Here is a 25,422-nt window from a genome sequence, read left to right as displayed (position 1 = left end):
GTCAGGCCTTCTCTATCTGGACGAGGGTGTCGGAGAACGTGGGCGCGTTGCCCAGGTCGGCGAAGGCGGTGGGGTTCAGGGACGCCATCGTGGACAGCGACTTCGTGTGCATACGCCAGCCGCCGTACGCCGACACGGCGACGCCCGCCAGGACGGACTTGTCCGCCTTCGCCTTCACCACGAACGAGCCGCGGTCGTTGAACACCCGCACGTCGTCGCCGGTGGCGATACCGCGCTCGGCGGCGTCGTCGGGGTGGATGAGGACGGTGGGCTCGCCCTGCACGCGCCGGTGGAGCGGCAGGTTGGCGCTGCTGGAGTTCAGGTAGGCATGCGGCTTCGGGGTGACCAGGTTGAGCGGATGCCGCGCGGCCAGTTCGGGGTTCGCGCGCGCCGATTCGCGAGGCGGGATGTAGTGCGGCAGCGGATCGACCGGCGTGCCCGGCTGGTGGTCGTTGGAGCCTTGCCGGAACAGCGGGACCACGAAGTTCCCTACGGCTTCCGCGATGGAGGACTTGAGCTCCACCTTGCCGGACGGGGTGGGGAAGTTGCCCTCCGCGTAGGGGGCGTACTGGTCCGGCGGCGGCACGGTCAGCCGCTGCCAGCCCTTCTCCCGCAGTGACTCGAGGGTGATGCCCTGCATGGCGGGCGCCGACCAGTCGAACGCCTCGGCGATCATCTCCTCGTCCGTGCGCCGGAACACCGGCTCGGTGAAGCCCATGCGCGCCGCCAGCCGCCGGAACAGCTCCGTGTTGGGCACGGCTTCGCCGAGCGGCTCGATCGAGCGGTGGTTGTAGGTGACGTAGAGGTGGCCCCAGGAGAACATGATGTCGTCCTGCTCCAGCTGCGTGGTGGCGGGCAGCACGATGTCGGCGAACTGGGCGGTGTCGGTCATGAACTGCTCACTGACCACGGTGAACAGGTCGTCGCGCCGCAGCCCCTTGATCAGCCTCTCCTGGTCCGGGCACACGACCACCGGGTTGGAGTTGTAGACCACCAGCGCCTTGATCGGCGGGTCCAGTTCGAGACCGCCGGTCAGCGCCTGCCCCAGCAGATACTGGTTCACGACCCGCTTGCCGGGTTCGAGCATCTCCGGATGCATCATCGCGCCCCAGTTGACCGGGAACGCCCACAGCGGCAACTGCAGAATCCCGCCACCGGGCTTGCGCCACGCGCCGACCAGCCCGGGCAGGCAGGCGAGCGCCCGTACCGTCTGGCCACCGCCGGCGTGCCGCTCGACGGCCACACCGATCCGGATGACGGACGGCTGCGCGGTGGCGTACGCGCGGGCCAGCTTACGGATGTCCTCGGCCGGAACGCCGGTCTCCTCGGCGGCCCACTCCGGTGAGTACTTCCGTACGCGCTCGGCCAACTCCTCATATCCGACGGTGTAGTCGGCGATGTAGTCGTCATCGGTGAGTCCCTCTTCGATGATCACGTTCATCATCGCCAGCGCGAGGGCACCGTCGGTGCCCGGCCGGATCGGGATGTGCCAGTCGGCCGCCTTCGCGGTACGGGTCTTCACCGGGTCCACCACGACCACGGTGGCGCCCCGTTTGCGGGCTTCGGCGATGAAGGGCCACAGGTGAAGATTGGTGCTCATCACGTTGCAGGCCCAGATGAGGATGAACTTGGAGTGGACCAGGCTTTCGGGGTCCACTCCCGCACAGTCGCCGATGGTCATCGTGTACGCGGTGCACGAGCCGGAGTCGCAGTAGGTGCGCTCGGCGATGGTGGCGCCCAGCTTGGCGAAGAAGGGGTCGCCCACGTTGAGGCCGTTGAGGATCCCCTGCGTGCCGAGGTAGCTGCACGGCATGACGGCCTCGGGCCCGAACTCCGCGGAGATCGCCCGGAACCGGTCCGCGATCTCGTCCAGCGCCTGGTCCCAGGTGACCCGCTCGAACTGTCCGCTGCCCTTCGGCCCCGTACGCCGCATCGGGTACAGCACACGGTCCGGGCTGTACACCCGGTCCAGATAGTTGTCGACCTTCACACACAGGCCACCGCGCGTGTACGGGTGCTCCCGGTCGCCGGTCACGCTCACGGCCTTGCCGTCCGTGACGGTGATCCTCATCGCGCAGGTGTCGGGGCAGTCGTGCGGACACGCACCCCGCACCTCGACAGTACCGGTCGCTGCTGTTGCGCTCATCTGTCTTCCCCTCGGATCGTGTCTGTCTCGATCGTCGAAGTTCCGGCAGCCGGCGGGTAGGCAACAGGCGACAGGCTCTTGGCCAGGCGCGACAGACCCGGGTCACGCGTCTGTGCGCTGACGGTCCGTCCGCGGGCAGCGTCGCCACGCCTGGGCCGTGGTTGCCGAGGTGTCCAGTCACCGGCCTGACGAAACCGAGACCGTCCTCGTCGCCTTCGTCGCGCCGCAAGACCCGCTCGCAGCGCCCCTCCGCGCGCCGATCAGCTCGGCTTCGAGTCCGGTGCTCAAGCTGGTCGGCTTCGGCACGGCAGAAGCCGTGGCGGGCGAAGACGACGCGAACATCGCCGCCGACTCTCCCACCCCGCCAGCAACGCTTTCCGCCCCCTCGCCATCCTCCACATCACGTGATCAAACCGGACACAACCCCTTGCGTACCGGTCCTGCGGCGAACAGGCTCTCGAACGTGCATTTGCTCGGTTCGGCAACGAAAAGACCACCAGGCAGAACCCGCGGGAGCACGGTTGGTCCCGCCGCCATCGACACGCTTCCCCGGTACCGTCGGCCTCAGGATGGCCTCAATTCATTGCCCTGTCGCAGCAGAGCCGACCAGAGCACGTCTCACCAGCCACGCATCCGCGCGCATACGTGCAGGTCAGAGGAACGTCAGCCGACGCAGACCAACCTGGCCCCAAACTCGCGAGCAGCGGATTCAGTCCATTCAGGCAAAGTTGCCGATCCGACAGGACAAAATGAACGTTTCCGCAGGTCAGAGCCCTGCTGAAGTGGGGCGGGTGGGACTCGAACCCACGGCCGACGGATTATGAGTCCTTTCGCGATCTTCCATACCCGCTTCAGTCTTGCTTCGATCTTCCTGTTTTCGCAGATCAGAGGGCCGAGGGCGAGCAGACCCTTCTTCGGTCTTCTCGCTCTTTCCCAATCCTTCCGTCCACTACGCGTCCACTGAGCGCCCCTACCCAAGCCCGACCAGGAGCTCTGCACAGAGGCTCCGCCAGGAAGACCCACGTCACGTTGTCGACGACAAGAAGGGTCCAACTGCTGCGCAGCGGATTTCCTTTCCAGCGGGCGGAGGCTCCGCCCCTCCGACCCACCCACCGCCGCCGGAGGCCGGAGGCGGCCGAGGACCTGGATATCCACCCTGGGACGCTGCACAGCTGGGTGTCGCGGGCCCGGCGCAACGAGTCGCCGTCGTCGGACTGGCCGGTGGCCGACATGGATCACCGACCTCTACAACACCGGCAGATCGACGGTGGGTAGCAGGCCGTCGGTGGTGTCCTGTGCGGCGAACAGTGCCGTCAACCGCTGTGCGGAGGCCGCGAGATCAGGACGCACCTCGGCCCGCCGGGCCAGCTCGGCACTCTGCAGGCGGGCGTTCCACTGGACACGCCGTCCTGAGTCGAACAGAGCGAGGGGCCTCCACGTGGTCGGATCAGAAACCGACGGGACTGTTTTGGCGAGCTGGACGGTCCCGCCCGCCAACCTCACCGCACAGCGTCAAATCGAGAGCACCCAGGAGCCGCCAATACCCCACTCCAGCGGACGTGACCTCGACGAACCGAAGATCTGCCCGAATGTGTTCGACCTGCTGCTTCGCTGGCTCGCGGTGGGTCTCTCTCTTCGGAAAGGGCCTCTGTCACAGCAGTGCCACAGTGTCCGTTGGGCTCTCGGTGATGCTCCTGGCAGCGGTAACTTGCCGCTGTCGTCGTGCTGTTGGACATCAAGCCGGGGGCGCACACAGCCGAGCTGCAAGCGTCACCCGCGAGGGAGCCTGGGTGACGCTGTTGAAGGACGATCCCACCGAAGTGGGTGGCTACCGGCTGGATGGTCGGTTGGGCGCGGGCGGGATGGGCGTGGTGTATCTGGCCCGCTCGCCCCGCGGACGCACGGTCGCCTTGAAAGTCGTCCGCCGTGAGTGGGCCGAGGACCGGGAGTTCCGGTCGCGTTTCGAACTTGAGGTGGCTGCGGCACGGATGGTGCACAGCCGTTTCACCGCGCCGGTGGTCGACGCCGACCCGCACGCGCCGGAACCGTGGATGGCCACCCTGTACGTGCCGGGCGAGTCCCTGGCCGAGCGCGTGGACCGGCAGGGCCCGCTGGGGAATGACGAGTTACTCCGTTTAGCCCGGGCTCTGGCCGTTGCGCTGCATGACATCCATCGCGCGGGCGTGGTCCACCGCGATCTCAAACCGGGGAACGTCCTGCTGACCTCGGACGGCCCGCGGGTCATCGACTTCGGCATCGCCCGGGCCTTGGACGGCCACCCGTTGACCGAGACGGGGCAAGTGGTCGGTACGCCGGCGTTCATGGCACCCGAACAGTTCCTCTCCGGCAAGGACGCCGGGCCGGCCGCCGATGTGTTCGCCCTCGGGTGCGTGCTCGCCTTCGCAGCCACCGGGCGCAGCCCGTTCGGTGCCGACAGCCCCTTCGCTGCGGCCTATCAGGTCGTCCACGAAGAGCCGGACCTCGCCGACGTACCTGACGGTATCCGCGCGGTTGTGGCGGACTGTCTGGCCAAGAATCCGGCCGACCGCATCGGCGTCGGCGAGATCCTGGCGGCTCTGGGCGCTGCCTCTACGCCGTCCCCCAGAGCTGCCGCGTGGACGGCTGTGGTGCGCGCGGCGTGCGCGGGAGTGCTGCGGAGGGCGACCCGGCCCGTGCCCGCCTGGGTGGCGGGAGTGACGGCCCTGGCTGTTGCGGCCACCGGCGGGACCATCGTGGTCGCCGACGGGATGCCTGCATCGTGGCTCTCGTCGCAGACCGCCGGCACAGAGCGGGCATACTCGGCGCCCGCCGGGTGGAGGCCATGGGAGACGAAGATCCGCCACGATCTGGGCGCGTCGGAGGACTGTATGCCCGGCCCGGACGCCATCTACTGCGAGGTCGGCGACCGGACTTTGCTGCGCCTCGACGCGGACGACGGCTCGATTTCCTGGCGGCACGCGATCCCCGTCCATGAAAGTGGGGAGGACACGGATGGCGACGGACGGCCGGACGCCCACGTGTACCGCGCCGCCGTGGAGCTCCTGGGCATCTCGGACGACACCCTCCTTTTCACCCAACACGACGGCGACTACAAACGACTCCGCGCCGTGGACACCCGCACTGGAGAGACCCTGTGGACCAGGACGTTCAAGGAAGTCGTCCGGGAGATCCGCCTGTCCGGATCCATGTTCTTCCTTGTCTTCCAACGCAGGGTCGAAGCCGTCGACCTCGCCACGAGGACCGTCCGGTGGTCACGGACGTTCCCCCGCCTCCCGTACCTGTTCGCGACCGCGCACGGCCTCTACCTGACCACAGCAGAAGGCTCGCGCACCACCGTCACCGCGCTGGACAGAAACACCGGCCGGTCGCAGTGGAGCACAACCGCAGACGGTGAACTGCGCTACCAGGCATCGACGCCTGACGCCCTGTACTTCAAGGTCCCGCTTGGCGGGCCCGAAGGCGGCGCTCTGGTCCGCTTGGACACCCGTACCCGCGAGGTCACCATCGCTCTCCCACCTGATCCGACGGCTCGTAACCAGCTCACGCATCGGGCGGTGGCTCAGGACGGCATCGTGTGCCTGGCCCACCACAACGGAACTGTCACCGTGATCGACGACAAGACCGGCGCGAAGCAGTGGCGCACCAGTATCGGCGTTCGTGTCTCCGCACCGCCCACCATCGTCGGCCGTCACATCTACCTCGCCGCTGGGGACGTCAGCGTGGTTGCCCTTGACGCCCGCACTGGAGAACAGCTCTGGCAACACCGCCCCCGCCGCGGCGGCAACGGCATAGGCCCCTGGTACCGCTCGCCGGTCATGGCCACCAGAGACCACCTCTTCGCGGTCTCCCGACAAGGCAGCGTGTACACGGTCGGCGTCACCCAGACACCATGAGGAGAATCCTCATCCCGGCCTGCTCGACAGCTTCATCACCGAGACCGGGCACATCCCACCCCCGACATGACGTCACCCCGGGCCGAAATCCTGACAAGCACGCCTGGGAGGACGCCGAACAGCAGACATGAGCGAACGATCGCGGCGAGCTGAGCGCGGGCTCGCAGCATCGCCTGGCGGCCGCGCTCAGTCCACGGCCGTACGGCCGTGGACTGAGCGCGGCGCGTGGGAGCGGCGTCGGCTGGACGGGGTGTCTTGGCTTGTTGGGTGACAGGGATACCGGGGCAGCGGTAACACGAACCTGAGATTTCCCAGGTGCCGACGGCTATGACCACTTTCGGTTCGGGTTAGGGAGGCGCATCGTGGCCAATGCCTTGGGAACCCGAGCCAAGACGATGTCTTGAGGAGCCCGAGTGGCGTCCGCGAGATCCGGCTCGCCCAGCCAGTTGGTCGCAGGAGGCCCTCCCGCCCGAATCCGCGCCACGGTCCTACTGCGTGTCGGATCGGGATGCGTCGTTGCTGTGATCATGTGACCGACGTGCGAACCCGGCAGGGTAGGGAGGCGATCAGGCGACAGAATGCCAGTGCCAGAGCTGGTTGCCCTTGTTGGCCGGTCCGCACAGCCAGGTCTGGACGACGTTACTCAGGCCGTTGTCCTCCACGTCGAGGCATTGGTTGCTCCAGGTTCGGTTTTGCAGCTGGAACCAACCGTTGGCACGCTGGATGAAGAACCAGTTCTGGTCCCGCAAACCGTTGCAGCCAAGCATCTGCACCTGGGAACTCTCGTTGAAGCCGGTGAGGCATTTGCCCGCCGCGTCCGCGTCGTGGCTCTTGACGGTGTAGTAGCCCCCGCCGACCGATACGAGGTTCCAGCCCTGGTGAGCGTTCTTGTGGCACCCGGCCATGACCACGTCAGCGCCCCTGCCGGTGTTCGTGATCTCGAGGCACTTCCCCGAGGTGTCGCCGTCGCCGTTGATCAGCCGGCCTGCCACTGCCGTCACACCGACCGGGGAGTCGGCGTCGGCAGTGGCCGGGACACCAGCCATCAAGGCGAACAGCGGTGCTGCGGCGAGGGCGATACCGAGTCGCCCTGTAAGACCCTTCATGTGCGTTGAGTCCTTCCTGAGGAGAGTACGTTTTGGCTCCTCCCGGGCAGCCGGCCGCGACAGCGACGCTGCGGGATTGACGGCGAACGTATCGGCGGGCGCATTGTCCAGCGACGACTGGGAGTCCTGGACAAACAAACGGCTGGGGGTGCTGGACAGACCGGGGGAGGCCCGGCTCACCTGGTCGGCTCGTCGAGGTGGATGGCGCGTTCCTCGAGTGCCAGGTCCCAGGTGGTGTGGTCCTGGGAATTGGGAGGACCTTGTCGATCGGTTCGCAGGGTCGGCACTCCCCCATGCGTACAGTGCCGTCGTCGTGTGAGCTGACGCAGCGTGCGCCGGAGACGAAGTTCGCGCTGTCGACGACGCGCCGAAACCGTAGAGGACGAAGGACGGGCTGCTGTCGCAGGGTCTTTCAGATCTGGACGATGGCGTCGTTGCCGCTCGTGGCCAGCAGACGGCCGTCCAGACTGAAGACCACGCTCCACACCGGCATCGCGCCGCCGGCCCGTTCCCCACCGAGACCGTGCCGTCGAGGCTCGCGGCCACCTTCCGCTTCCCGTCCGGGCTGAACACCGGCGTCCACACGTCGTCGTGGTGGCAGGGCAAACCCACCGGTTCCCGCAGGGTCTCCGAACTGCCACGCCCGTATTACGCCGTCCCCATCGCTGGTGGACCCGTACCACCCGTCGGCGCTGAACGAGATGCCACAGATCTTGCCCGTGTGGCGGGAAACCGCCTCCCGCACCTGTGACTCGAACATGGCCTGTCACAACCGACCTCCTTCTCGGGCTACTGCACACACCGGGCGAAGATGTCTGCCCGCGCACCGAGCACACGATCCTGACCCGGTCGTCCTGTCCCGGTGCGGACGCCACTGGTCGAGTGCTGAACTGCTCGCTCCGAACCGTCAAAGCCAGTGCTGGATCGGTCCGCAGGCGTCGCAGTGCCAGAGGCGGACCGTGCCGTCGCCGTGGGACGTGGCCAGGTGCCGGCTGTCGTCGGCGAAGGTGACGCTCTCCACGGATGTGCCGAAGTCCTCGAAGGTGAGGGCTTCTCCTCCGGTGTGGGTGCGCCAAAGGCGTACGGTGCCGTCCTTTCCGGTGCTGGCGATCCAGTCGCCGTCAGGGCTGAAGGCGACGTACCACACGAATCCTTGGTTGCCCCGTAGGACGAGTGGATCCCGGTGCTGTGTGAGATCCCAGATGCGTACGGTGCCGTCGTCGGCGCCGCTGGCCAGGTGGTGGCCGTCGGGGCTGAAGGCGACCGTCCACACCAGCCCCCGGTGCCCGCGCAGGACGTGCAGGTGACGCCCGTTGCGCGCGTCCCGGATCCGCACGGTGCCGTGCGTCTTCTCGTGCCCGCCGGTGGCCACCTTCTGTCCGTCCGGGCTGAAGGCCACGGACCGGAGGTTGGTGCCGTCTGCGGAAGGGCGGACGAATGCCGGGCGGTGGCCTTCGGTGAGATGCCAGACTCTCAGGGTCGCGTCACCGTCGATGCTGGCGACCCGTTGTCCGTCGGAGCTGAGGGCCACGGACCATGCGCCGTCCTTGTGGCCGTTCAGTACCGCCACCGGTTCGGTGCCACCTGTGAGGTCCCAAATCCGTACCGTGCCGTCCGCGCCGGCGCTGGCTGCCCGCCGTCCGTCCTGGCTGACGGCGAGGCCGAGGACCTCCCCGTCGTGCCCACGCAGCACGCGCACGGCGCGCTGTCGCGCCGGATCCCAGATGCGTACGGTGCCGTCCTCGCCGCCACTGACGACGGGCCGTCCGCCCTGGCCGCCCGCGTCCACGGTCCATGCCGCGCCCTTGTGGCCGCGCAGCATCACCGGGTCACCGGGACCGCGCGGATCCCAGATCCGTACAGTGCCGTCCGAACTGGCCGTGGCCAGGTGGCGACCGTCCGGACTGAAGGAGGCGGCCCAGACCACGGCCTTGTGGCCGCGCAGGACGAGCGGATTCCCGCCGCCGGAGGGATTCCAGACCCGGATCGTGGCGTCGTCACTGGCGGTGGCCACCAGCTGTCCATCGCGGCTGAAGGCCGCACCTTCCACCGTGCCGCTGTGCCCGCGCAGCACGACCGGGTCCGCCTTGCCGTCGGTGTCCCACACCCGGGCCGTGCCGTCAATGCTGGCGCTGATGAGCCGTGTGCCGTCGGGGCTGTAGGCGAGGTCATTCGTGTCATGGCCGTGGCCACGCAGCACGGTCAGTACGCGCCGTCCCGACAGATCCCAGATGCGTACCGTGTCGTCGTGGCCGCTGCTGGCGAGCCGTCGCCCCTGCGGATCGAACGCCACGCCCACCGCCGCACCCTTGTGCCCGCGGAGGATGGTCGGGGTGCCCTGGCCCCGGGCGTCCCAGATCCTCACTGTCCCGTCGTCGCCCGCACTGGCTACCTGCCGCCCGTCCGGACTGAACGCGACGGTCCATACCGGACCCTTGTGGCCCTGGAGCACCAGCGGCTTGGCGGTGCCGCCCACGGCCCACACCCGTACCGTGCCGTCCAGGCCCGCGGTGGCCAGGTACCGCCCGTCAGGGCTGAACGCCGGGCTCCACGCCTCGCCTTCGTGCCCACGCAGCACGCGGGGTGTGCTGCCCGTGACCCGGCCGTTGGCCCACTGCCACACCCGCACGGTGCCGTCCGCGCTGGTGTCGGCCAGTTGACGTCCGTCCGGGCTGAAGGTCACGCCGAGGGCCCGGCCGCGGTTGCCGGGGAGCTTGGCGATCAACCGGTCGTCGGCCACGGCCTGACGCAGCACCGACTCAGCCTCCGCGGTCGGCGCCACCGTATAGGCCTGCCGGGCCAGAAGCCGGGCCTGCCGAGGGTCGGCCTCCAGCGCGCTGCGCGCCTCGGCGGCCAGTTGTCGGGACGTGGCTCGGCTGCGCTCCGCCGCCGTCCGCTCCACCTGCATCAGCGTCGCGCCGGCCAGGGCGCCCACCACCGCCACCACTGTCGCCAGCACGGCCGCGCCGAGCCGCACCCGTCTTCGGCGGCTCCTCTGTTCGTGCGCGCGGCGGGAGCGGCAGGCGTCCAGGAAGGCCCGCTCCGCGTCGTTGAACCGCTCCAGACCGCGCCCGTCCCAGGACCGAAGGCGGGCCCCCTGGAACAGATAGCCCTCATCCCTGCCGTGCTGCTCCCACTCGGCCACGGCCTCGGTAAGCCGGCGGTGGGCACGCAGCAGCTCGCGGTCCTCCGCCAGCCAGGCGCGCAGTCGCGGCCAGCTGCGGATGAGAGCCTCGTGCGCGACCGTCACGGATTCCTCGTCGGCCGTCACCAGGCGCGCCGCGATCAGCTGGTCCAGTACGACGGACACCGCCTCCCGATCCGAGCCGCCCAGCAACTCCGCACGGGGTGCCCGCCTGCGTGTGTCCTCCGTACCCTCGCCCAGCGCGGTCAGCCGTACGAACAGATGGCCGCAGAGCCGCTGTTGTACGGCATCGAGCGTGCTGTAGACCCGCTCGGCGCTCTGCGCGATCGCCCCGCGCACCCCGCCCGCTGCCCGGTAACCGGCCGCTGTGAGCGCCGTCCCCCGCCGTCTGCGCCAGGTCTCCAGTAGCGCGTGCGAGACCAGTGGCAACGCCCCGGGCTGGCCGAGGGCGTCGCTCACCACGGCCTCGACCAGTTCGGGCTCGACCTTCACCCCTTCCCGCTTAGCCGGTCGGGTGACGACCTGGCGCAGATCGGCCTCGTCCATGGGTCCGATCAGCACTTGCCGGCCGTCGAGCGCCGCCACGAGGTCGGCATGTTCCGCGCAGCGGGCGTAGAAGTCGGCCCGCACCCCGAGCACGACCCGTGCCCGGGGTTCCCTTGCAGCGGCCAGGAGCAGGGCGACGAATCGTGTGCGTTCCCGCTCGTCCCCGCAGAGTGTGAAGACCTCCTCGAACTGATCGACCACGATCAGCAGGCGCGCCGTCTCGGGGAGACCGGTCAGGATCTGACGGACGGTGAGCCGGATTCCCTCGGGACCGGCGGTCAGCGCGTCACACAGCGAACTCGCCGCGATGTTCTTCAGGTTCGCCAGATGGATGGCCAGTTCCTCCACCGGGCGCTCGCCGGGCACGAGCAGTACGGTCGGCCAGTCCCGGCCGCCCTCGACGGCTCCCGCCCGGACCGCGGGCAAAAGGCCCGCCCTCAGCACCGAGGACTTCCCTGCCCCGGAGGCACCGAACACCGTCAGAAACGCGGTCCCGCCCAGCCGGGCGCACAACTCCCCCACGAGCCGCTCGCGCCCGAAAAAACGATCGGCGTCTCCCGGCTCGAAGGTCGCCAGTCCCAGATACGGCGCGTCTGCCGCCGCGTCAACGGACTCGGCGGACTGGGCAGACTGGGCGGACTGGGCGGAGGCCAACTCGGCGGCCAGCCGCCGCCACCGCTCCTCCCACGCCTCCCGGTCTCCTCCGCACGCCTCCACATACGCCAGCGTGACGGCCAGGCTCGGCACTTCCCGCCCACCGGCCGCCTCGGACAACGCCGTCACCGAGAAATGCGCGCGCCTGGACAATTCCCGGTAACTCAGCCGCCCCGCGGCCACCCGTAACTGCCGCAGCTCCCAAGCGAACTGCTCAAGCGGCCCCGCCTTGGGATCCAGCCCACGCTCAGGACGCCCCACGGCCAACCCCCATGGTCAGGCATTGTTTGTCCACCATGGCATGCCCATGCTGGACAACCTCGTCGCGACTATACCTAGGACGAGCACCACGGGCACCACACCAATCGTCCACATCTTCTACACGCAAGACCGCGCGACGCATCACACGAGGGGAGAAGCGCGGAGGCGATAGGCCGGGATCCCGAAGGGGGTTGGGATGCCGACGGCGAAGGTCTCTACGAGCCACTTACCGGCGGCCGAACGATTCGACTCCTGGCGCGATCTCACGGCCGACACCCGGACGCCCGGCGCGCGCGGCACAGTGATCACGCATCGGATTTCATGGTCCACAGCAGGTGCAACACCTGTACGGGCCTTGGCGGGTAGAACGCCGCGATCCACCCCTCCCACCATCACGAGAAAGGGATAGCCACCCGTGAGGAAGACATCTCGCCGTACAGGTCTCGCCCTGGTCCTGGGGTTATGCCTGTCACTGGCCACAGTCGGCACCTCGGCCGCCTCTCCCGGGGCCGTACCGGCGCAGAACTCGTCCCTGTCTCCGACGTCCGCAGCCGCCTGCCCGACGCAGGGGCAACGGTTCAAGACGCCCACCACTGGCGACAAGGTCTACTTGGTCGGTCCGGACAGGGTGTACCACATCCCCAACTCCACCGTGTACTCCAATCTGTGGGCCAGTTGGGACGGCATCGTCACCGGTGACCGGACATGCTTTGGTACCGAGCGGCCACTGAGGGACGGTCAGCTGATCCAGCCGAGCGGCAGCGCCGCCATCTACATCTGGGACCAATGGGAATACGTGGACGACGAGTATGGCGCTTGGCGCCGGATCGCGAACTGGTCCACCTTCACCACCAAGTACAAGTTCGACCCTGCGGCGATCCGGTCTGCGACGCCCCTAGTCATAGGTCGCGTCTGGACGTAGAAAGCAGATCGGGCGCCCTCCTTCCGGGGAAGCGCCCGATCCACCAACAAGGTCAACGAGGCGCACCTGCGGTTCGGACTGGTCGATCACCGCCTGACGTTAGCCTCGCGCTTTCACGGGGCGAGCTGTCCACCTGGTGATCAAGAAAGTAGAAAGTGCCTATGACCAGCGAGAATTAGGATTGCTGAGGTCCTTGTTCCCGCCACCGCCGGAGGCACTTTCCAGGTGAAGAAGCATATCGGGTCCTACCCGCGTGTCCGTGTCGAGGGCGGCGGCGTCGCGGCCGTCTCACAGGCCGGTGCGATGCTGCTGGTCGAGACGGTCCGCAAGTCGGATCTGGATGCGGCTATATCGGCGGCCTTTGTGCCCTGCGCAAACCGCGGGCGGTGCACGATCCGGGCAAGATTCTGCTGGATGTCGCGCTCGCGGTCGCGCCGGGGGGACTAAACGCACTTTTCCTGCTTGGTATTTATAACCCCAGTGAAGTTTGAGAGTTGGATGCATATTTACCGGGAATTTATTTCTGGTATTTGAGAGCGGATTTGCACGCCCTGGAGATCGATGCTCGCGTAGCGCCGCAGGAGCTGCACACTGCGCGGAGCACGGCCGGAAGGGAGAATCGAGGCGTTCGACTTGCCGGGGCCGAAGGCGCTGCGGCCGGGGAACGCCGGCGGGCCCGGCTTCGGCACCGTCGTGGCGCCGGGCCATTTCGGCATCGGACCAGGGTCGGTGTGCTTGTTCTCGGGCGTCTGGCCGTGGCCGTAGTGCCCGCCTTCGGTCTCCCAGGTGTGCTCGCTGCGGTTCGCCTCCCAGGTCGGGGAGCCCATCGGCCATACGTCCGGGACCCCCCAACTCCGCGCCCAGGCCAGGATCTTGTCGAGACCCTTGGCCGGGGTGTCCCGGACGGTCGCGTACGTCCGGCCGTTCACCCGGCAGTGGGGGAAGAAGAGCGTTCCGACCTGGAGACACACCCGTCCGGTGCGGTTGGTCCGGGTACCGCCTGTGGTGTCGACGAGCGACTTGGACCGGCTGTTCGCGGGATAGAACTGGGCGGTCCTGCCGGTGAAGGGGTCCCAGAGGAGATGCGGTGCAGCTCCCTTGCCGCCGTCGGTGAAGTACTGCACGAGCCTGTCGAACGGCACCAGGTCAGCCGGCTTGGCCGCCGTGGCGTTCTTGTCCCAGGTGATGTGCCAGATGACGCGTGGGTCGTACTGGGTGTCGGTGGGTGCGGTGTCGGTGGGTGCGGTGTCGCTCGGCGCCAGGCAGCCAGAGATCAGGCATGGCGCGTTCCTAGTGCCGCGTCAGCCAAGGTTTGCCCGTCAAGGAGCGGCGTCCGGTGCGTGCTCTCGGCGTGCCGGCCGGAAGTCCTCGTACTGGACGTACTTGGGCTTTCGGCCGGTGCGGCGGTGGGGGCCCCTCCCGTTCGAGCGAAGCCGAGAATGGGGGAGCGTGCCGGGCGTCGCGACGGGGCGAACCTTGGCTGACGCGGCACTAGTTCTCCCCCGCGCCCGATGTGCTGAGCCTACAGTCCGAGCTTGCCGGTCACGATGGCGACGATCACTCCAACCGCTACGGGGGCGACCAGGGCAGTCACGGCCAACCGCCTTACGTTGCGGGCCTCTTGGCGTTCCGTCTCGCGCTCGCGCTTCATGGCGGCGATGTCATCCTCGACGGCCTTGATCTTCAGCTCGTCCGTGCGCCGATCCGCGTCGTACTGGATCTTTGTCACCATTTCGGCGAGCCTCGCGCCGAGAGCGGCGAAGTCGGCGCGCAGGTCATCGCGCATGTGCTGCATGGCCCGCAGCAGTTCCCACGGGGTGGGGTCCTGGCCCTGGGGCTCGGTCACGGTGTCGTCCTCCATCGCGGCCCCGCGCCGTGGAGTTCAGTCTAATACTCCAGCCGTAGATCGTGATCTTGCCGGTGGTGTGACCGTTGTCCGGCTCGGTGGGCGGCGCGGGCCGCGGAGAGACTGCGACTGCTCATCCGACGCAGTCGCCAGTGCCGGGTGCGGCCCCATGCCCCTCTGCAAGAATCGTTCGTGGCAGACCGTGCCCGCCCCGGCCGGGCCTGCAAAACCGTGGGATACGCTGGCATCCCATGGCAATAAGCACCGCACTGTGGTCCTTCGCCCTGGTAGTAGGGCTCCTCACGCTCACCCCCGGACTCGACACCGCCCTCATTTTGCGGACGTCGGCCCTTGGCCGACGGAAGAAGGCCTGGGGAGTCGTCCTGGGTATTCAGACGGGAACGCTCCTGTGGGGCGCTCTCACATCCCTGGGTGTAACCGCACTTCTCACGGCCTCCCATGTCGCCTACACGGCCCTGCGCTGGGCAGGTGCCGCCTACCTGGTGTGGATGGGTGCACGCATGCTCTGGGCCACCCTCAAAGGGCAACCCACGCCGGACGCGGATGAGGTAGCAGTTCTCTCCGGCGTGGACTCGATGGGCGGCGGCTGGCGCCAGGGAGCGCTCACCAACCTCCTGAACCCGAAGATGGGCGCGTTCTACGTCGCCGTTCTGCCTCAGTTCATCCCTCCCGGGACGAATCACTTCAGCATGGGACTCCTGTTCACCGCCGTACACATCGCCGTGGGCCTCGTCTGGTCGACCGTGCTGATCGGCTGCGCCCGCCTCCTGCACGGCTGGCTACGCAAGCCACAGGCGCGCCGCCTGCTGGACCGGCTCACCGGGACCGTCATCGCAGCGTTCGGGATCCGCCTGGCCTTCAGCAACTGAGAGTCCGCTTGCAGATGGGTTCTGAGCGCCGCGCGGGCCGATAGGGGCGCTCAGTCACGGGTGGGCTGCTGCGGGAGCGCGTACGGCCACCGTTGATCATCGTGACTTGTGTGGAGTAACGATGAGACGGTGGCCGCAGGCCACAGCATAGATCCCGCTCGTTGGCGGGAGGCGTTCGAGGTGGCCATGGGCCGTATCGCGGGCCGGTTCGCGCGGGTCGAACCCCGACGCCGGGCCAGGCGGTTGGTGCTGGGCCCGCTCTCGGACCTGCCGCGCAAGAACTGCTGGACGATCGCCGAATGGGCCGGGGACACCACTCCGGACGGACTGCAGCACCTGCTCGGCCGGGCCAAGTGGGACGCCGACGCCGTCCGCGACGACGTGCGCGGCTACGTGGTGGAGCACCTTCACGACGACCAGGTGGTGCTGGTGGTCGACGAGACCGGGGACGTGAAGAAGGGCACCCGCACGGTCGGCGTCCAGCGTCAGTACACCGGCACGGCCGGGCTGATCGAAAACGCTCAGGTCGCTGTCTACCTGGTCTACGCCGGTCGGCGCGGGCACGCCGCGGTGGACCGGGAACTGTACGTTCCGCGTTCTTGGACCTCCGACCCCGACCGCTGCCTCGCTGCCGGACTCGGCAAGGAGACGTCATTCGCCACCAAGCCGGAGCTGGCCGCGCGCATGGTCGCCCGGTTCCAGGACGCCGGCCACCGGGCCGCATGGGTTGCGGGCGACGAAGTCTACGGCGGCAACCCCAAGCTGCGAGGCGTGCTGGAGGAACGCGGCACCGGCTACGTCCTCGCGGTGGCCTGCTCGCACGAAGTCACCACCGGCGCGGGGAAGTTCCGCGCCGACACCCTGGCCCAGAAGATACCCAAGCGGGCCTGGCAGAAGCTGTCCGCAGGGACCGGGGCGAAGGGCCACCGCTTCTCCAACTGGGCCGTCATCGACCTCGCCGACCCCACCCCCGGCAGCCGCCAGTTGCTGATCCGCCGCAACCGCACCACCGGCGAACTGGCCTACTACCGCTGCTACTCTCCCCGCCCGGTGCCGCTGGCCGAGCTGGTGCGCGTCGCTGGATCAAGGTGGCGGGTGGAGGAGTTCTTCCAGGCCGGAAAGGGCCTAGCCGCACTGGACGAGCACCAGGTCCGCCGCTACACGTCCTGGTCCCGCTGGGTCACCCTGGCCATGCTCGCGCACGCCTTCCTCGCCATCGTCCGAGCACACGAACACGCCCGTCACCCCGCATCCGACGCCCGCATACCGCTCACCGGCAACGAGATCCAGCACCTGTTCATCGCGCTCGTGGTCCGCCCCGCCCTGGACGCTGTCCACCGGCTCGGCTGGTCCGACTGGCGACGCCGCCACCAAGCCCGATCCCAGACCAGCCACTACCAGCGACAAGCCGCTCAAGCATGAAGATCACGATCTACGGCTGGAGTACTAAGAGCCGACGCTCGGCCGACGCCCCAACTTCCGCCCCACTAACCCCTGCCATATCGCCATGTTCAGCGACGGCAAGGAGGGGAATCGTTCGTCAACGAGCTTCGGGAACAACACCACGATCAAGCCCCCTGCTCAACGCGATGAGAACTGCGGCTTCTGACATCTGGTAACCCGCGGGTGGCGGAGGTCCAGCTCGGTAGCCTCCCAGGACGGCGAGTTGGGTAACAGCTTTATCGCGGGCTGTAGTTGGAGATAGCTCGGGCGGGTATGGTCTAGATGCCATTTAGGCCAGATTGGAGCGGGCGGTGGAACAGGGACGGTCCTCGGAGGTCACCGCAAAAGGGGACACCGTCGGGGGTGACTTGGTCGATTTCCGCCACAGCACGTTCCACGGACCTGTACTGGGAGTCCAGCACAATTACTACGCGCGGCCCCGGCCTTCAGCTGCGTGGCCACACCAGGTTGGGACAATCCCTCCGGCGGCGGCCAGTTTCCAGGTGCGCGCCGAGGTTGCCCGTCTGGCCGAAGCACTTGAGGAAGGCAACGCCGCAGTTGCTACACAGGCCGCGCCGACGGGGGTGGTAGTCGGCACCGGCGGAGTGGGTAAGACCCAGCTCGCCGCCGACTATGCACGCACCTCCTGGGAGGCTGGCGGCCTTGACATTCTGGTCTGGATCACCGCCAGCGATCGCCTATCTGTGGTGACCAATTACGCCCAGGCAGGCGTCGAACTGTGTCAGGGAGATCCTGAGAACCCTGAAAGTGCCGCGCGGACGTTTCTTGCGTGGCTGGCTCCGAAGGGTGGCCATCGGGCGAGCCGCTGGCTGATCGTCCTGGACGACGTTGCCGACCCGGACCATCTGCGCGGCCTGTGGCCGCCCGCCAGCCCGTACGGCCGAACCCTGGTCACCACCCGCCGCCGGGATGCCGCCTTAAGCGGCCAAGGCCGCCGTCCGATCGAGGTCGGTCTGTTTACCGCGGCCGAATCTGTCGCCTACCTGACCGCCTCCCTGGCCCCACTTGGTCGCAGTGAACCTGTCGATCAGCTCGCCGCTCTTGCCTCAGATCTTGGATACCTGCCCCTGGCCCTAGCCCAGGCCGCCGCCTACCTCATCGACTCCAACGAGACTGTGGCCGCTTACCGCGCCCTGCTGGCCGACCGAACCACTACGCTCACCGACGCCACCCCGGACCGCTTACCCGATGACCAGGTCCTCCCACTCGCCGCCGCTTGGTCCCTGTCCATCGACCGCGCCGACTCCCTCCGCCCCGTCGGCCTGGCCCGCCCCATGCTCCACCTACTTGCCCTATTGGATGCCAACGGCATCCCAGAGGATGTGCTGACCTGCGCCCCCGCCCTGGCTCATCTCTCGCAGTACCGCACGCAAACCAGCCAGAATCTGGCCGCGGAAGCCGTCTCCTCCCGCGACGCGGTGCAAGCACTGCGCGCACTGCACCGACTCAGTCTCATCGATCACGCCCCTACAACGCCGCACCAGACCGTACGTATTCACCAACTCATTCAGCGCGCCACAAGAGACACTCTCATTCCCGAACAGCAACACCAGTTCGCACGCACCGCGGCCGACGCCCTCATGGCCATTTGGCACGACAACGAACGTGACACGGCTCAGGTCCTGCGCGCCAACGCCGAGGCTCTCATCCGGCATGTCGAGGAAGGTTTGTATCGGCCTGATGCACATGACCTGCTGTACCGCTTCGGCCGAAGCATCGGGGACAGCGGGCAGGTAGCCGTCGCCGCCAGCTACTTCGAGCAGCTGTCACGCACCGCCATCCGTCATCTGGGCCCCGACCATCCGGACTCCCTCACAGCCCGGCACAGCTTTGCACGCTGGCGGGGAGAGGCCGGGGACCCCGAGGGTGCTGAGGCTACCCTGGTACACCTCCTCGACGACATGCTGCGAGTACTGGGACCAGACCACCCCCACACCCTCACCACCAGGGCCAGCCTCGCCGACTGGAGAGGCGAGGCATGGGATCCTGTCAGTGCCGCAGCCGCATTCACGGAGCTGCTCGACGACATGCTGCGGGTACTGGGACCAGACCACCCCCACACCCTCACCACCCGAAGCCAACTCGCCCGCTGGACAGGGGAAGCCGGAAACCCCGACAGCGCCGCAGCCGCATTCGCAGAACTCCTCGACGACATGCTGCGGGTACTGGGACCAGACCACCCCCACACCCTCACCACCCGAAGCCAACTCACCCGCTGGCGGGGAGCAGCAGGCGATACAAGGGGTGCCGCAGCCGCATTCACGGAGCTGCTCAACGACATGCTGCGGGTACTGGGACCAGACCACCCCCACACCCTCGCCACCCGAAGCCGACTCGCCCGCTGGACAGGGGAAGCCGGAAACCCAGGCAGCGCCGCAGCCGCGTTCGCAGAACTCCTCGACGACATGCTGCGGGTACTGGGACCAGACCACCCCCACACCCTCTCTACCCAAAGCCAACTCACCCGCTGGCGAGAAGAGGCCGCCGATGCTGTACTCGCCGAGAACAGCGCGAATGTGTCAGCACGTGTTGCCGCCGATGACCAGGACATGCAGACATCGGCACAGCCAGAAGACGACGACGTATTCCAGCGCATCTTCTCCCAGTTCAAAACCCAGCGCCCCCCATGGGCTGCCGCCGACGGCCAGGTCATGGAGACATCGGCGCAATCAGCAAGCGATGAAGTATTCGAGCGTATCTTCTCGCAGTTCAAAACCCAGCACCCCCCATGGGATTTCGCGGATGACCAGGACATGCAGACATCGGCACAGCCAGAAGACGACGACGTATTCGAGCGTATCTTCTCCCAGTTCAAAACCCAGCGCCCCTCATGGGAAGCCTGAATATGAGTTCTCCACACGCACTTGAATGAGACCGGATGAATAACACTCAGCCTGCGAGACGGATCAGCGGTTGGAGGCCGCCAGGCGCAGCCGGTGACCAACACGTAGATACTGGCCGCGAACGGCGTCTCATCACGCGTGGTCGCTGTTCCGCTGCCCTGCGGCTGCACCTTCGACGCAGGGATCAACGGCTCCGCGATCTCCCATAAGTCCATCCGTAACAATCCAACTCCACGCACTTCACCCCATCACACATAGGACACAGTCCTTAACTCGGCGCGATGAAGCGCAGATAGTGATCGGCTGGGCGCATTGCCCGCACTGGCCCCGATAGATGGGAAGTTCGGGGTTCTCGAAGTAGACGCCTTCGAAGGGGATTCCTGCAGCTCGGCAGCCCGCTGTGTGGCAGACGGCGGTGAGCGTCGCGGACGGCCAGTCGGCGACCTCTGTGGGATAAGGCTCGATCATCTTTGTCAGCTCCCGACGATGAGGTACCAGACGGTGGTGTTGGTGGTGTTCGCACGATTGATCCACACGGTCAGACCGCTCGCCGTGACGTTGGTGGCGGAGCATTCCGCTACCGTGCCGGGCACGGCCGAGGAGGCGGTGACGAAGGCGCGATGAATTGTGCCGGAGACGTTCAACCCGCTTACGGTGATCGACGTCGGCGTATTGGCAACGGGGGTGATCGTCACGACGCCGGTGATGATGTTCGGGGCTCGCAGGACCCCATCTGCGAAGGTCATCTGCCGCGTGCTGCTGTACCAGGTGACGCCGGCGCCCTTGATCACCATGGAGTGGTAGCCGCCGCCCGCGTTGCTGCCACGCGCTCCGTACAGGGTGATCGCGGAGTCGTCGTTGAGGCCGCCATTCTGGGCGGTGACGTGCGCGTAGCCGTCGAGTTGGTCGGAGGGCTCCAGTCGTGCGAGGCCCTTGCCGTTCAGTTCCGGGGAGCGGAGGGTGACGTCTGTCCTGGAGCTGGCCACGAGGGGGACTCCAGAACGACCTCGGGCTGCACCCACGTCCCCATGTCGATGACCGAGGCGCGTACCCGGCCGGGGGCCGTCTCGGACGACGAGTCCGAGAACATATCCAAAGCGGGCTGGAAGTCGGACGACGGGTTGAGGACCAGGCGTCTGCCGTTCGCAGCCGTGCGTACGGTCGCGCCGGTAACGACCTTGCCATTGATCGCGTCGGCGTCCAGCTTGTCAGCGGTGATCGCCCCGGCCTTGATGTGGCTTGCCTCGATCGAGCCGGCCGCGATCTTCGTGGCCGTGACCGCGTTGACGGGATCTTGTCGGTGGTAACGGACAAGGCGTTCAGCTTGTCCGTGGTGACGGCGAGCGCGGCTAAGCGGCCCTGGGGAAGTCCCGTGCTGGACGAGGTGGAGTGCGGCCAGGTAGATGGTGGCGGTTTTGCCGCACCCCCGAGCGGGTGCACGAAACGGGCTGTCGGCCTTCCCCTGCGGTCAGCGGCCCATTGTGGTCGGATCCGCGAGGACGGCGGCCGGTCCGGTCATGAACGATCTGACGGCCCCGAGGCGACCTGTATCTCAAGGAGCGGTTCGAGCTGGGCGGCCCACTCCGGGTGCATGGCGGCCTTCTTCTCGTGCAGCGCCATGATCTCGCCGGCCAGCTCCGGAGCCATGTCGTCGGAGAGGTCGGGGCCGATGGAGATCTTGGCCAGGTGCGGGATGATCTCGGGGTCTCCCGCCAGGTGAACCGGGTCGTGCATGTACCGCTCGAGGGCCGCCAGGTCCTCAATGCCCACGCAGTAGGCGTGGGTGAGGCCATCGGCGGGATCGCCCAGGCTCTGCCCGACGGTTGCGAACGAGACCGACTCGACGGACGCCGTTCGCCGCATCAGCGCGAGCACCTGGGCCTTCTGTTCCTCGGTCGTCCCGTCCTTGAAGGCGAAGCGCAGCGTGTGAACGATCATGGTTTCCCGTCCCTTGATTGAACCAGTTAGTTCAGTAAATCTTCCTTATTGGTATTGCACTTAGAATGAACCCATGGGTTCAACAGCGTCAAGCGGGGGCAGTGGCGTCTCGCGCGGGCGGGTCGACAAGCGACAGGCGATCCTGGACGCCGCGTTCGCCGTCTTCGCGCGGCGCGGATACGCACAGGCATGCGTCCAGGAGATCGCGGAGGAGGCGCGCGTCGCCAAACCGACCGTCTACAGCCACCTGAACGACAAGGAGACCCTCTTCCGCCGCACCATCGAGGCAGCGGCCGACACTCTGATGGCGGAGAACCTCGCGGTCGTCGAGCGGCTGCGCGAGCGAGCCCCCGACGATGACCTGCGTGTGGCGCTTGCGGACCTGGCCCAGCGGCTGCTGAGGATTTGCTGCGGTGAACGCGCCCGCGCGCTGCGCTGGTTGACCTACGCGCAGGTGGCGCGATTCCCCGACCTGATCGAGACCGTGCAGGAGCACACCGCGCACCGTCCCCGCGCGGCGCTCGCCGATCGGCTGGCCCGCCTCTCGCTCGCCGGCCGCCTGCGCCCATGCGACCCGGAGCAGGCCGCCGAACACTTCTTCGCCCTGCTCACCGGCCCTTTGGAGTCCCGCTCCCGGCTGGGCACCCGTCGCGTCCCCGCCGCTGAGCTCCGCGTCATCGCGGATGCGGCCGTGGACGCCTTCCTGCGCGCGTACGGGAGCGACTGAGCGGTCTGTCGGTGATGTCGGCTGCAGTTCGGGTACGAGGTGGGCAGGGAGGGGCTGCCATGCCGAAGATCCTGCGCGTGAAGTTGACGCTTGATCAGGAACGTGAGGTGCGTGAGCGTCTGCGGGCGCGTGATCTCGCGCCGCATGCCCGGCTGCGTCTGGAGTGCATCCGGCTGATTGCGCGAAGTATGACCGCGCCCCAGGTTGCTGATCTGCTCGAATGTAACAACGTCACCGTGCGAGATGCGGTCCACCGCTTCGAGGACGGTGGATTCGAAGCCCTGGCCGATGCCCCGCGCCCAGGCCGCCCGCCCTCGATCACCCGCGAGGACCGAGAGGCCCTGGCCGCGTTGCTGGATGAGTCCGCGTGTCATGGCCGTACCTGGACAGCCGCAGCACTGTGCGACTGGCTGCGGGCCGAACGCGGGGTGAGGGTCGGTGCGGCCTGGCTGACCGAGTTGCTCCACCGGGACGGGTTCCGGTGGAAACGAACGCGGGACACCCTGCGGCACAAGGCCGACCCCGTCCTCCAGCAGGCCGCACGGGCCCAGCTGGAGGACTTACGGCCTTACGGCTGGCGGCGGACACCGGCGTAAGCGACTTGTACTTCCTCGACGAGAGCGGGTTCGCGCCGACCATGCCCACTGGATACACCTGGTCACAGGCAGGGCAGCGGGCCGTGGTGCCACGTGAGGACAAGAAGGGCCGGCGCGTGAACGTGCTGGGAGCCCTGTCGGTGGGACAGGGTGCCGACCTGGTGTGGGAGAAGACCTGCGGCAAGATCGACGCGGCCATGCTGCTGGAGTTCGTGTGCACGAAGCTGGCTGGTCTGCCCGGCGGGGCTGCGGGACTGGAGGAACCGCCCGCGGGCTGGAAGCGCGCCCGTCCCTGCACCGTCGTCCTGGACAACGCCTCGGCACACGTGGCCAGGGCGTTCAAAGGCCGCCGCGAGGAGCTGGCCGCGGTCGGTGTCGAACTCTTCTACCTGCCGCCCCGCAGCCCCGAGCTCAACGACATCGAGCGGATATGGCGCTCGGCGAAGTACGAGGACTACCCCGAGCGCGTCCACACCACCGCTGAGGCAGTCGGCAACGCCGTCGACCAGGCTCTCGCCCGACAACGCACACGCATCAAAGGATCAGCAACGAACTTCAGCAAAGCCGCTTAGTTTCTCCGCTGTGACGGCCAAGGCGACAATCTTGTCGGCGGTTATTACTCCGGCGAGCAGTTTGTCGGTGGTGATCGACGCAGCCGCGATCTCGGATGCGGTGATCGCGTTTGCCGCGATCTCTCGGCCTGTGATGGCGTCGGCGGCCACTTTCCCGGCGATCACCGAATCCGCGGCGAGCGACGCGGCTGTGACGGAGCCGCTGACCAGGTTGGTGGAGTCGACCGTGCCGGTCTTGAGCGCCTCGATGGCGACGGTGTCGACCTGCATGACGGCCGTGGAGCCGGAGAGGCCCATCGAGCTGTAGTTGAGCCAGAGGTAGGGGGTGACGTAGCGGACGGCTTCGTGGACGGTCCCGGGCTGGTGTCACCCAACCGAAGCCCCTGGTCTGGACGCCCGAGCGTGTCGAGCACTGGAAGCACACGGGCGAGAAGCCCGGCCCGGTCATGGTCTGGACGCCGGAGCTGACTGGCCAGTTCCTCGACTCCGTCAAGGATGACTGGCTCTACGAGCTCTGGCATACCTTCATCTTCGTCGGCCCCCGCCGCGGCGAGATGGCCGCCCTGCCCTGGACGGAAGTCAGCACCGATGCGCTCTGGATGCGGATCTCACAGCAGATCGTCGAGGTCGCCTACCAGCTGTACGGCGAAGCTCCGAAGGCCGACAGCATCCGCACCGTCACTTTGAGCCTGGAGTCCGGCGACAACCTCGTCCGCTTCCGCGCCAAGCAGGAGCGCAAGCGCCGGGAGTGGGGCGACGCCTACGTCGAGACCGGCCGCGTGTGGACGCTCGAGAACGGCGAGGCACTCCATCCCGACTGGATATCCCGCCGCTTCGCCCGTCTCGTGGAGCTCTCCGGTCTGCCCCCGGTCCGCCTCCATGATCTGCGCCACCTCGCCGCCACTCTGTCTCTGCTCGCTGGGAACGACATCAAGGTGGTCCAGGAGAAGCTCGGCCACTCCTCACGCCAGATCACCTCCGACACCTACACCAGCGCGCTGCCCGAGATGATGCGGGCCGAGGCAGAGTCGGTCATGGCCGTCGTTCCACGTGACGTCCCCTTCAACGTCGGCACCCCTCTGGTGGTCCCGGAGACGGTCTGGCAGGACTGCCTTGCAGTCCTCTTCGCCCACGGCGCCCGCCAGTCGGGCGACACCTGGGCCGTAGGCGCGCAGACCCGGCCGGACTCCGATCTCCTCGGCATGGTCACACTGGCTGGCCGAGGCCAGGACGACGCCGCCAACGCGGCCGTGAGGTGGATTCGCGACCACTGCGCCGCGAACGACCTGGAGCTGGTCCGGGTCGAGAACTTCAACAACCACTACCCGGACGAGCAGCGGTCGGACTTCTCGCTCACGCGCTTCACCGTCGGCCGCTCGTACGTCCCGGGCCCGGACGCCTGGGAGCTGCCGAAGGGCCTGCCGCCCGGAGCGGTGCGCGCTGCCCGCCGGTCTCGCAGCAGCGGCCAGAAGGCCGCTTGAAGCCCCTCAGTCCACTGATCCGGCGTCGTGTCCACTACACGTCCACTGGATCTTGATCTAAGCGGACGAGCGGGGGCCACCACCTCCGGGCGATGACCCCCGCACATACGTTTCCACAGGTGGGAACGGTTCTGCTCGTGTAGTGAGTGGTGGGGCGGGTGGGACTCGAACCCACGGCCGACGGATTATGAGTCCTTTGAGGATCTTGGCGGCCCTTGTCGATCAGTGCTCATCTTGGCCGTTTTCCCAGGTCAGACAGGGTTTGGCGCCTCATTCCTTCTCGGCCCTTGTCAGTCTTTTCCGATCCTTGTCTCCAACCTGCGTCCCGAACGCGTCCCGGGTGGACAAGTCCAGCTGGCGCAACAGCCGTCGTCCCGGCTGAGAGACAGGCA

19 protein-coding genes and 2 pseudogenes are annotated in these 25,422 nt (G+C 67.6%); 11 read left to right on the top strand and 10 right to left on the bottom strand.

Annotated elements, in window-relative coordinates:
- Position 1: 1 nt before the first annotated feature.
- Positions 2-2,146 (bottom strand): molybdopterin-containing oxidoreductase family protein, encoded by a 2,145-nt coding sequence (locus JIX56_RS41460; RefSeq protein WP_257548835.1) that lies wholly within the window; start codon positions 2,144-2,146, stop codon positions 2-4.
- Positions 2,147-3,936: 1,790 nt separating this feature from the next.
- On the opposite strand from JIX56_RS41460, the gene JIX56_RS41455 reads away from it, so the two are divergent.
- A complete protein-coding gene (locus JIX56_RS41455) occupies positions 3,937-6,039 on the top strand; it encodes a serine/threonine-protein kinase (protein ID WP_257548834.1) in 2,103 nt (700 codons plus the stop codon).
- Between the two features lie 566 nt (positions 6,040-6,605).
- Here JIX56_RS41455 and JIX56_RS41450 read toward each other — a convergent pair.
- The 3 genes from JIX56_RS41450 to JIX56_RS41440 form a co-directional block, all read right to left on the bottom strand.
- Positions 6,606-7,325: an RICIN domain-containing protein gene (locus JIX56_RS41450; protein WP_257548833.1), complete on the bottom strand. Its 720-nt coding sequence runs from the start codon at positions 7,323-7,325 to the stop codon at positions 6,606-6,608.
- 232 nt (positions 7,326-7,557) lie between these two features.
- Positions 7,558-7,728, bottom strand: coding sequence for a WD40 repeat domain-containing protein (locus JIX56_RS41445; protein WP_257548832.1), 171 nt, complete (start codon positions 7,726-7,728; stop codon positions 7,558-7,560).
- Positions 7,729-8,052: 324 nt separating this feature from the next.
- A complete protein-coding gene (locus JIX56_RS41440; protein ID WP_257548831.1) occupies positions 8,053-11,619 on the bottom strand; it encodes an nSTAND1 domain-containing NTPase in 3,567 nt (1,188 codons plus the stop codon).
- 547 nt (positions 11,620-12,166) lie between these two features.
- Between JIX56_RS41440 and JIX56_RS41435 the strand changes: the two genes are divergently transcribed.
- Both JIX56_RS41435 and JIX56_RS41430 read left to right on the top strand, forming a co-directional pair.
- Entirely contained in the window at positions 12,167-12,673 is a 507-nt protein-coding gene (locus JIX56_RS41435; RefSeq protein WP_257548830.1) for a hypothetical protein, read from the top strand.
- A gap of 225 nt (positions 12,674-12,898) precedes the next feature.
- Positions 12,899-13,116: pseudogene (locus JIX56_RS41430) on the top strand (transposase); the annotation flags it as partial.
- 63 nt (positions 13,117-13,179) lie between these two features.
- On the opposite strand, the gene JIX56_RS41425 reads toward JIX56_RS41430, so the two are convergent.
- The gene (locus JIX56_RS41425; protein ID WP_257548829.1) at positions 13,180-13,815 is read right to left on the bottom strand and encodes a hypothetical protein; all 636 of its coding nucleotides are present in this window, start codon (positions 13,813-13,815) and stop codon (positions 13,180-13,182) included.
- A 380-nt stretch (positions 13,816-14,195) separates the two neighbouring features.
- On the bottom strand, positions 14,196-14,534 hold the full coding sequence (locus JIX56_RS41420; protein ID WP_257548828.1) for a hypothetical protein: 339 nt from the start codon (positions 14,532-14,534) through the stop codon (positions 14,196-14,198).
- Between the two features lie 236 nt (positions 14,535-14,770).
- Here JIX56_RS41420 and JIX56_RS41415 point away from each other — a divergent pair, with 236 nt between their 5' ends.
- The 3 genes from JIX56_RS41415 to JIX56_RS41405 all read left to right on the top strand — a co-directional run bounded on the left by JIX56_RS41415 (position 14,771) and on the right by JIX56_RS41405 (position 19,716).
- Positions 14,771-15,409, top strand: a complete 639-nt coding sequence (locus JIX56_RS41415; RefSeq protein WP_257548827.1) for a LysE family translocator — start codon at positions 14,771-14,773, stop codon at positions 15,407-15,409.
- A 186-nt stretch (positions 15,410-15,595) separates the two neighbouring features.
- Positions 15,596-16,831: an IS701 family transposase gene (locus JIX56_RS41410; protein ID WP_257551411.1), complete on the top strand. Its 1,236-nt coding sequence runs from the start codon at positions 15,596-15,598 to the stop codon at positions 16,829-16,831.
- A gap of 524 nt (positions 16,832-17,355) precedes the next feature.
- Entirely contained in the window at positions 17,356-19,716 is a 2,361-nt protein-coding gene (locus JIX56_RS41405) for a tetratricopeptide repeat protein (RefSeq protein WP_257548825.1), read from the top strand.
- 71 nt (positions 19,717-19,787) lie between these two features.
- Here JIX56_RS41405 and JIX56_RS41400 read toward each other — a convergent pair.
- Positions 19,788-19,941 (bottom strand): annotated as a pseudogene (locus JIX56_RS41400) (transposase); the annotation flags it as partial.
- Positions 19,942-20,189: 248 nt separating this feature from the next.
- Positions 20,190-20,702 (bottom strand): hypothetical protein, encoded by a 513-nt coding sequence (locus JIX56_RS41395; protein ID WP_257548823.1) that lies wholly within the window; start codon positions 20,700-20,702, stop codon positions 20,190-20,192.
- Positions 20,703-20,744: 42 nt separating this feature from the next.
- On the opposite strand from JIX56_RS41395, the gene JIX56_RS41390 reads away from it, so the two are divergent.
- A complete protein-coding gene (locus JIX56_RS41390) occupies positions 20,745-21,023 on the top strand; it encodes a hypothetical protein (RefSeq protein ID WP_257548821.1) in 279 nt (92 codons plus the stop codon).
- Between the two features lie 208 nt (positions 21,024-21,231).
- On the opposite strand, the gene JIX56_RS41385 is transcribed toward JIX56_RS41390, so the two are convergent.
- Positions 21,232-21,654, bottom strand: coding sequence for a Dabb family protein (locus tag JIX56_RS41385; RefSeq protein ID WP_257548819.1), 423 nt, complete (start codon positions 21,652-21,654; stop codon positions 21,232-21,234).
- 73 nt (positions 21,655-21,727) lie between these two features.
- Between JIX56_RS41385 and JIX56_RS41380 the strand changes: the two genes are divergently transcribed.
- Genes JIX56_RS41380 through JIX56_RS41370 form a run of 3 tightly spaced genes read left to right on the top strand, consistent with a single transcriptional unit; the run spans position 21,728 to position 23,549 of the window.
- On the top strand, positions 21,728-22,381 hold the full coding sequence (locus JIX56_RS41380; protein WP_257548817.1) for a TetR/AcrR family transcriptional regulator: 654 nt from the start codon (positions 21,728-21,730) through the stop codon (positions 22,379-22,381).
- Positions 22,382-22,440: 59 nt separating this feature from the next.
- Positions 22,441-22,977, top strand: a complete 537-nt coding sequence (locus JIX56_RS41375) for a helix-turn-helix domain-containing protein (protein WP_257548815.1) — start codon at positions 22,441-22,443, stop codon at positions 22,975-22,977.
- The gene (locus JIX56_RS41370) at positions 22,863-23,549 is read left to right on the top strand and encodes a transposase (protein WP_257548813.1); all 687 of its coding nucleotides are present in this window, start codon (positions 22,863-22,865) and stop codon (positions 23,547-23,549) included. The genes JIX56_RS41375 and JIX56_RS41370 overlap by 115 nt, the downstream gene beginning before the upstream one ends.
- Here the strand turns inward: JIX56_RS41370 and JIX56_RS41365 are convergent.
- On the bottom strand, positions 23,520-23,819 hold the full coding sequence (locus JIX56_RS41365) for a hypothetical protein (protein WP_257548812.1): 300 nt from the start codon (positions 23,817-23,819) through the stop codon (positions 23,520-23,522). The two genes, JIX56_RS41370 and JIX56_RS41365, sit on opposite strands and share 30 nt — an antisense overlap.
- A 176-nt stretch (positions 23,820-23,995) precedes the next feature.
- On the opposite strand from JIX56_RS41365, the gene JIX56_RS41360 reads away from it, so the two are divergent.
- Entirely contained in the window at positions 23,996-25,030 is a 1,035-nt protein-coding gene (locus JIX56_RS41360; RefSeq protein ID WP_257548810.1) for a tyrosine-type recombinase/integrase, read from the top strand.
- Positions 25,031-25,422 lie beyond the last annotated feature (392 nt).

The organism is Streptomyces sp. CA-210063 (assembly GCF_024612015.1).
Classification (GTDB): domain Bacteria; phylum Actinomycetota; class Actinomycetes; order Streptomycetales; family Streptomycetaceae; genus Streptomyces.
Note: the sequence above shows the minus strand (reverse complement) of the source record. Positions and strands in the feature narration are given on the sequence as shown.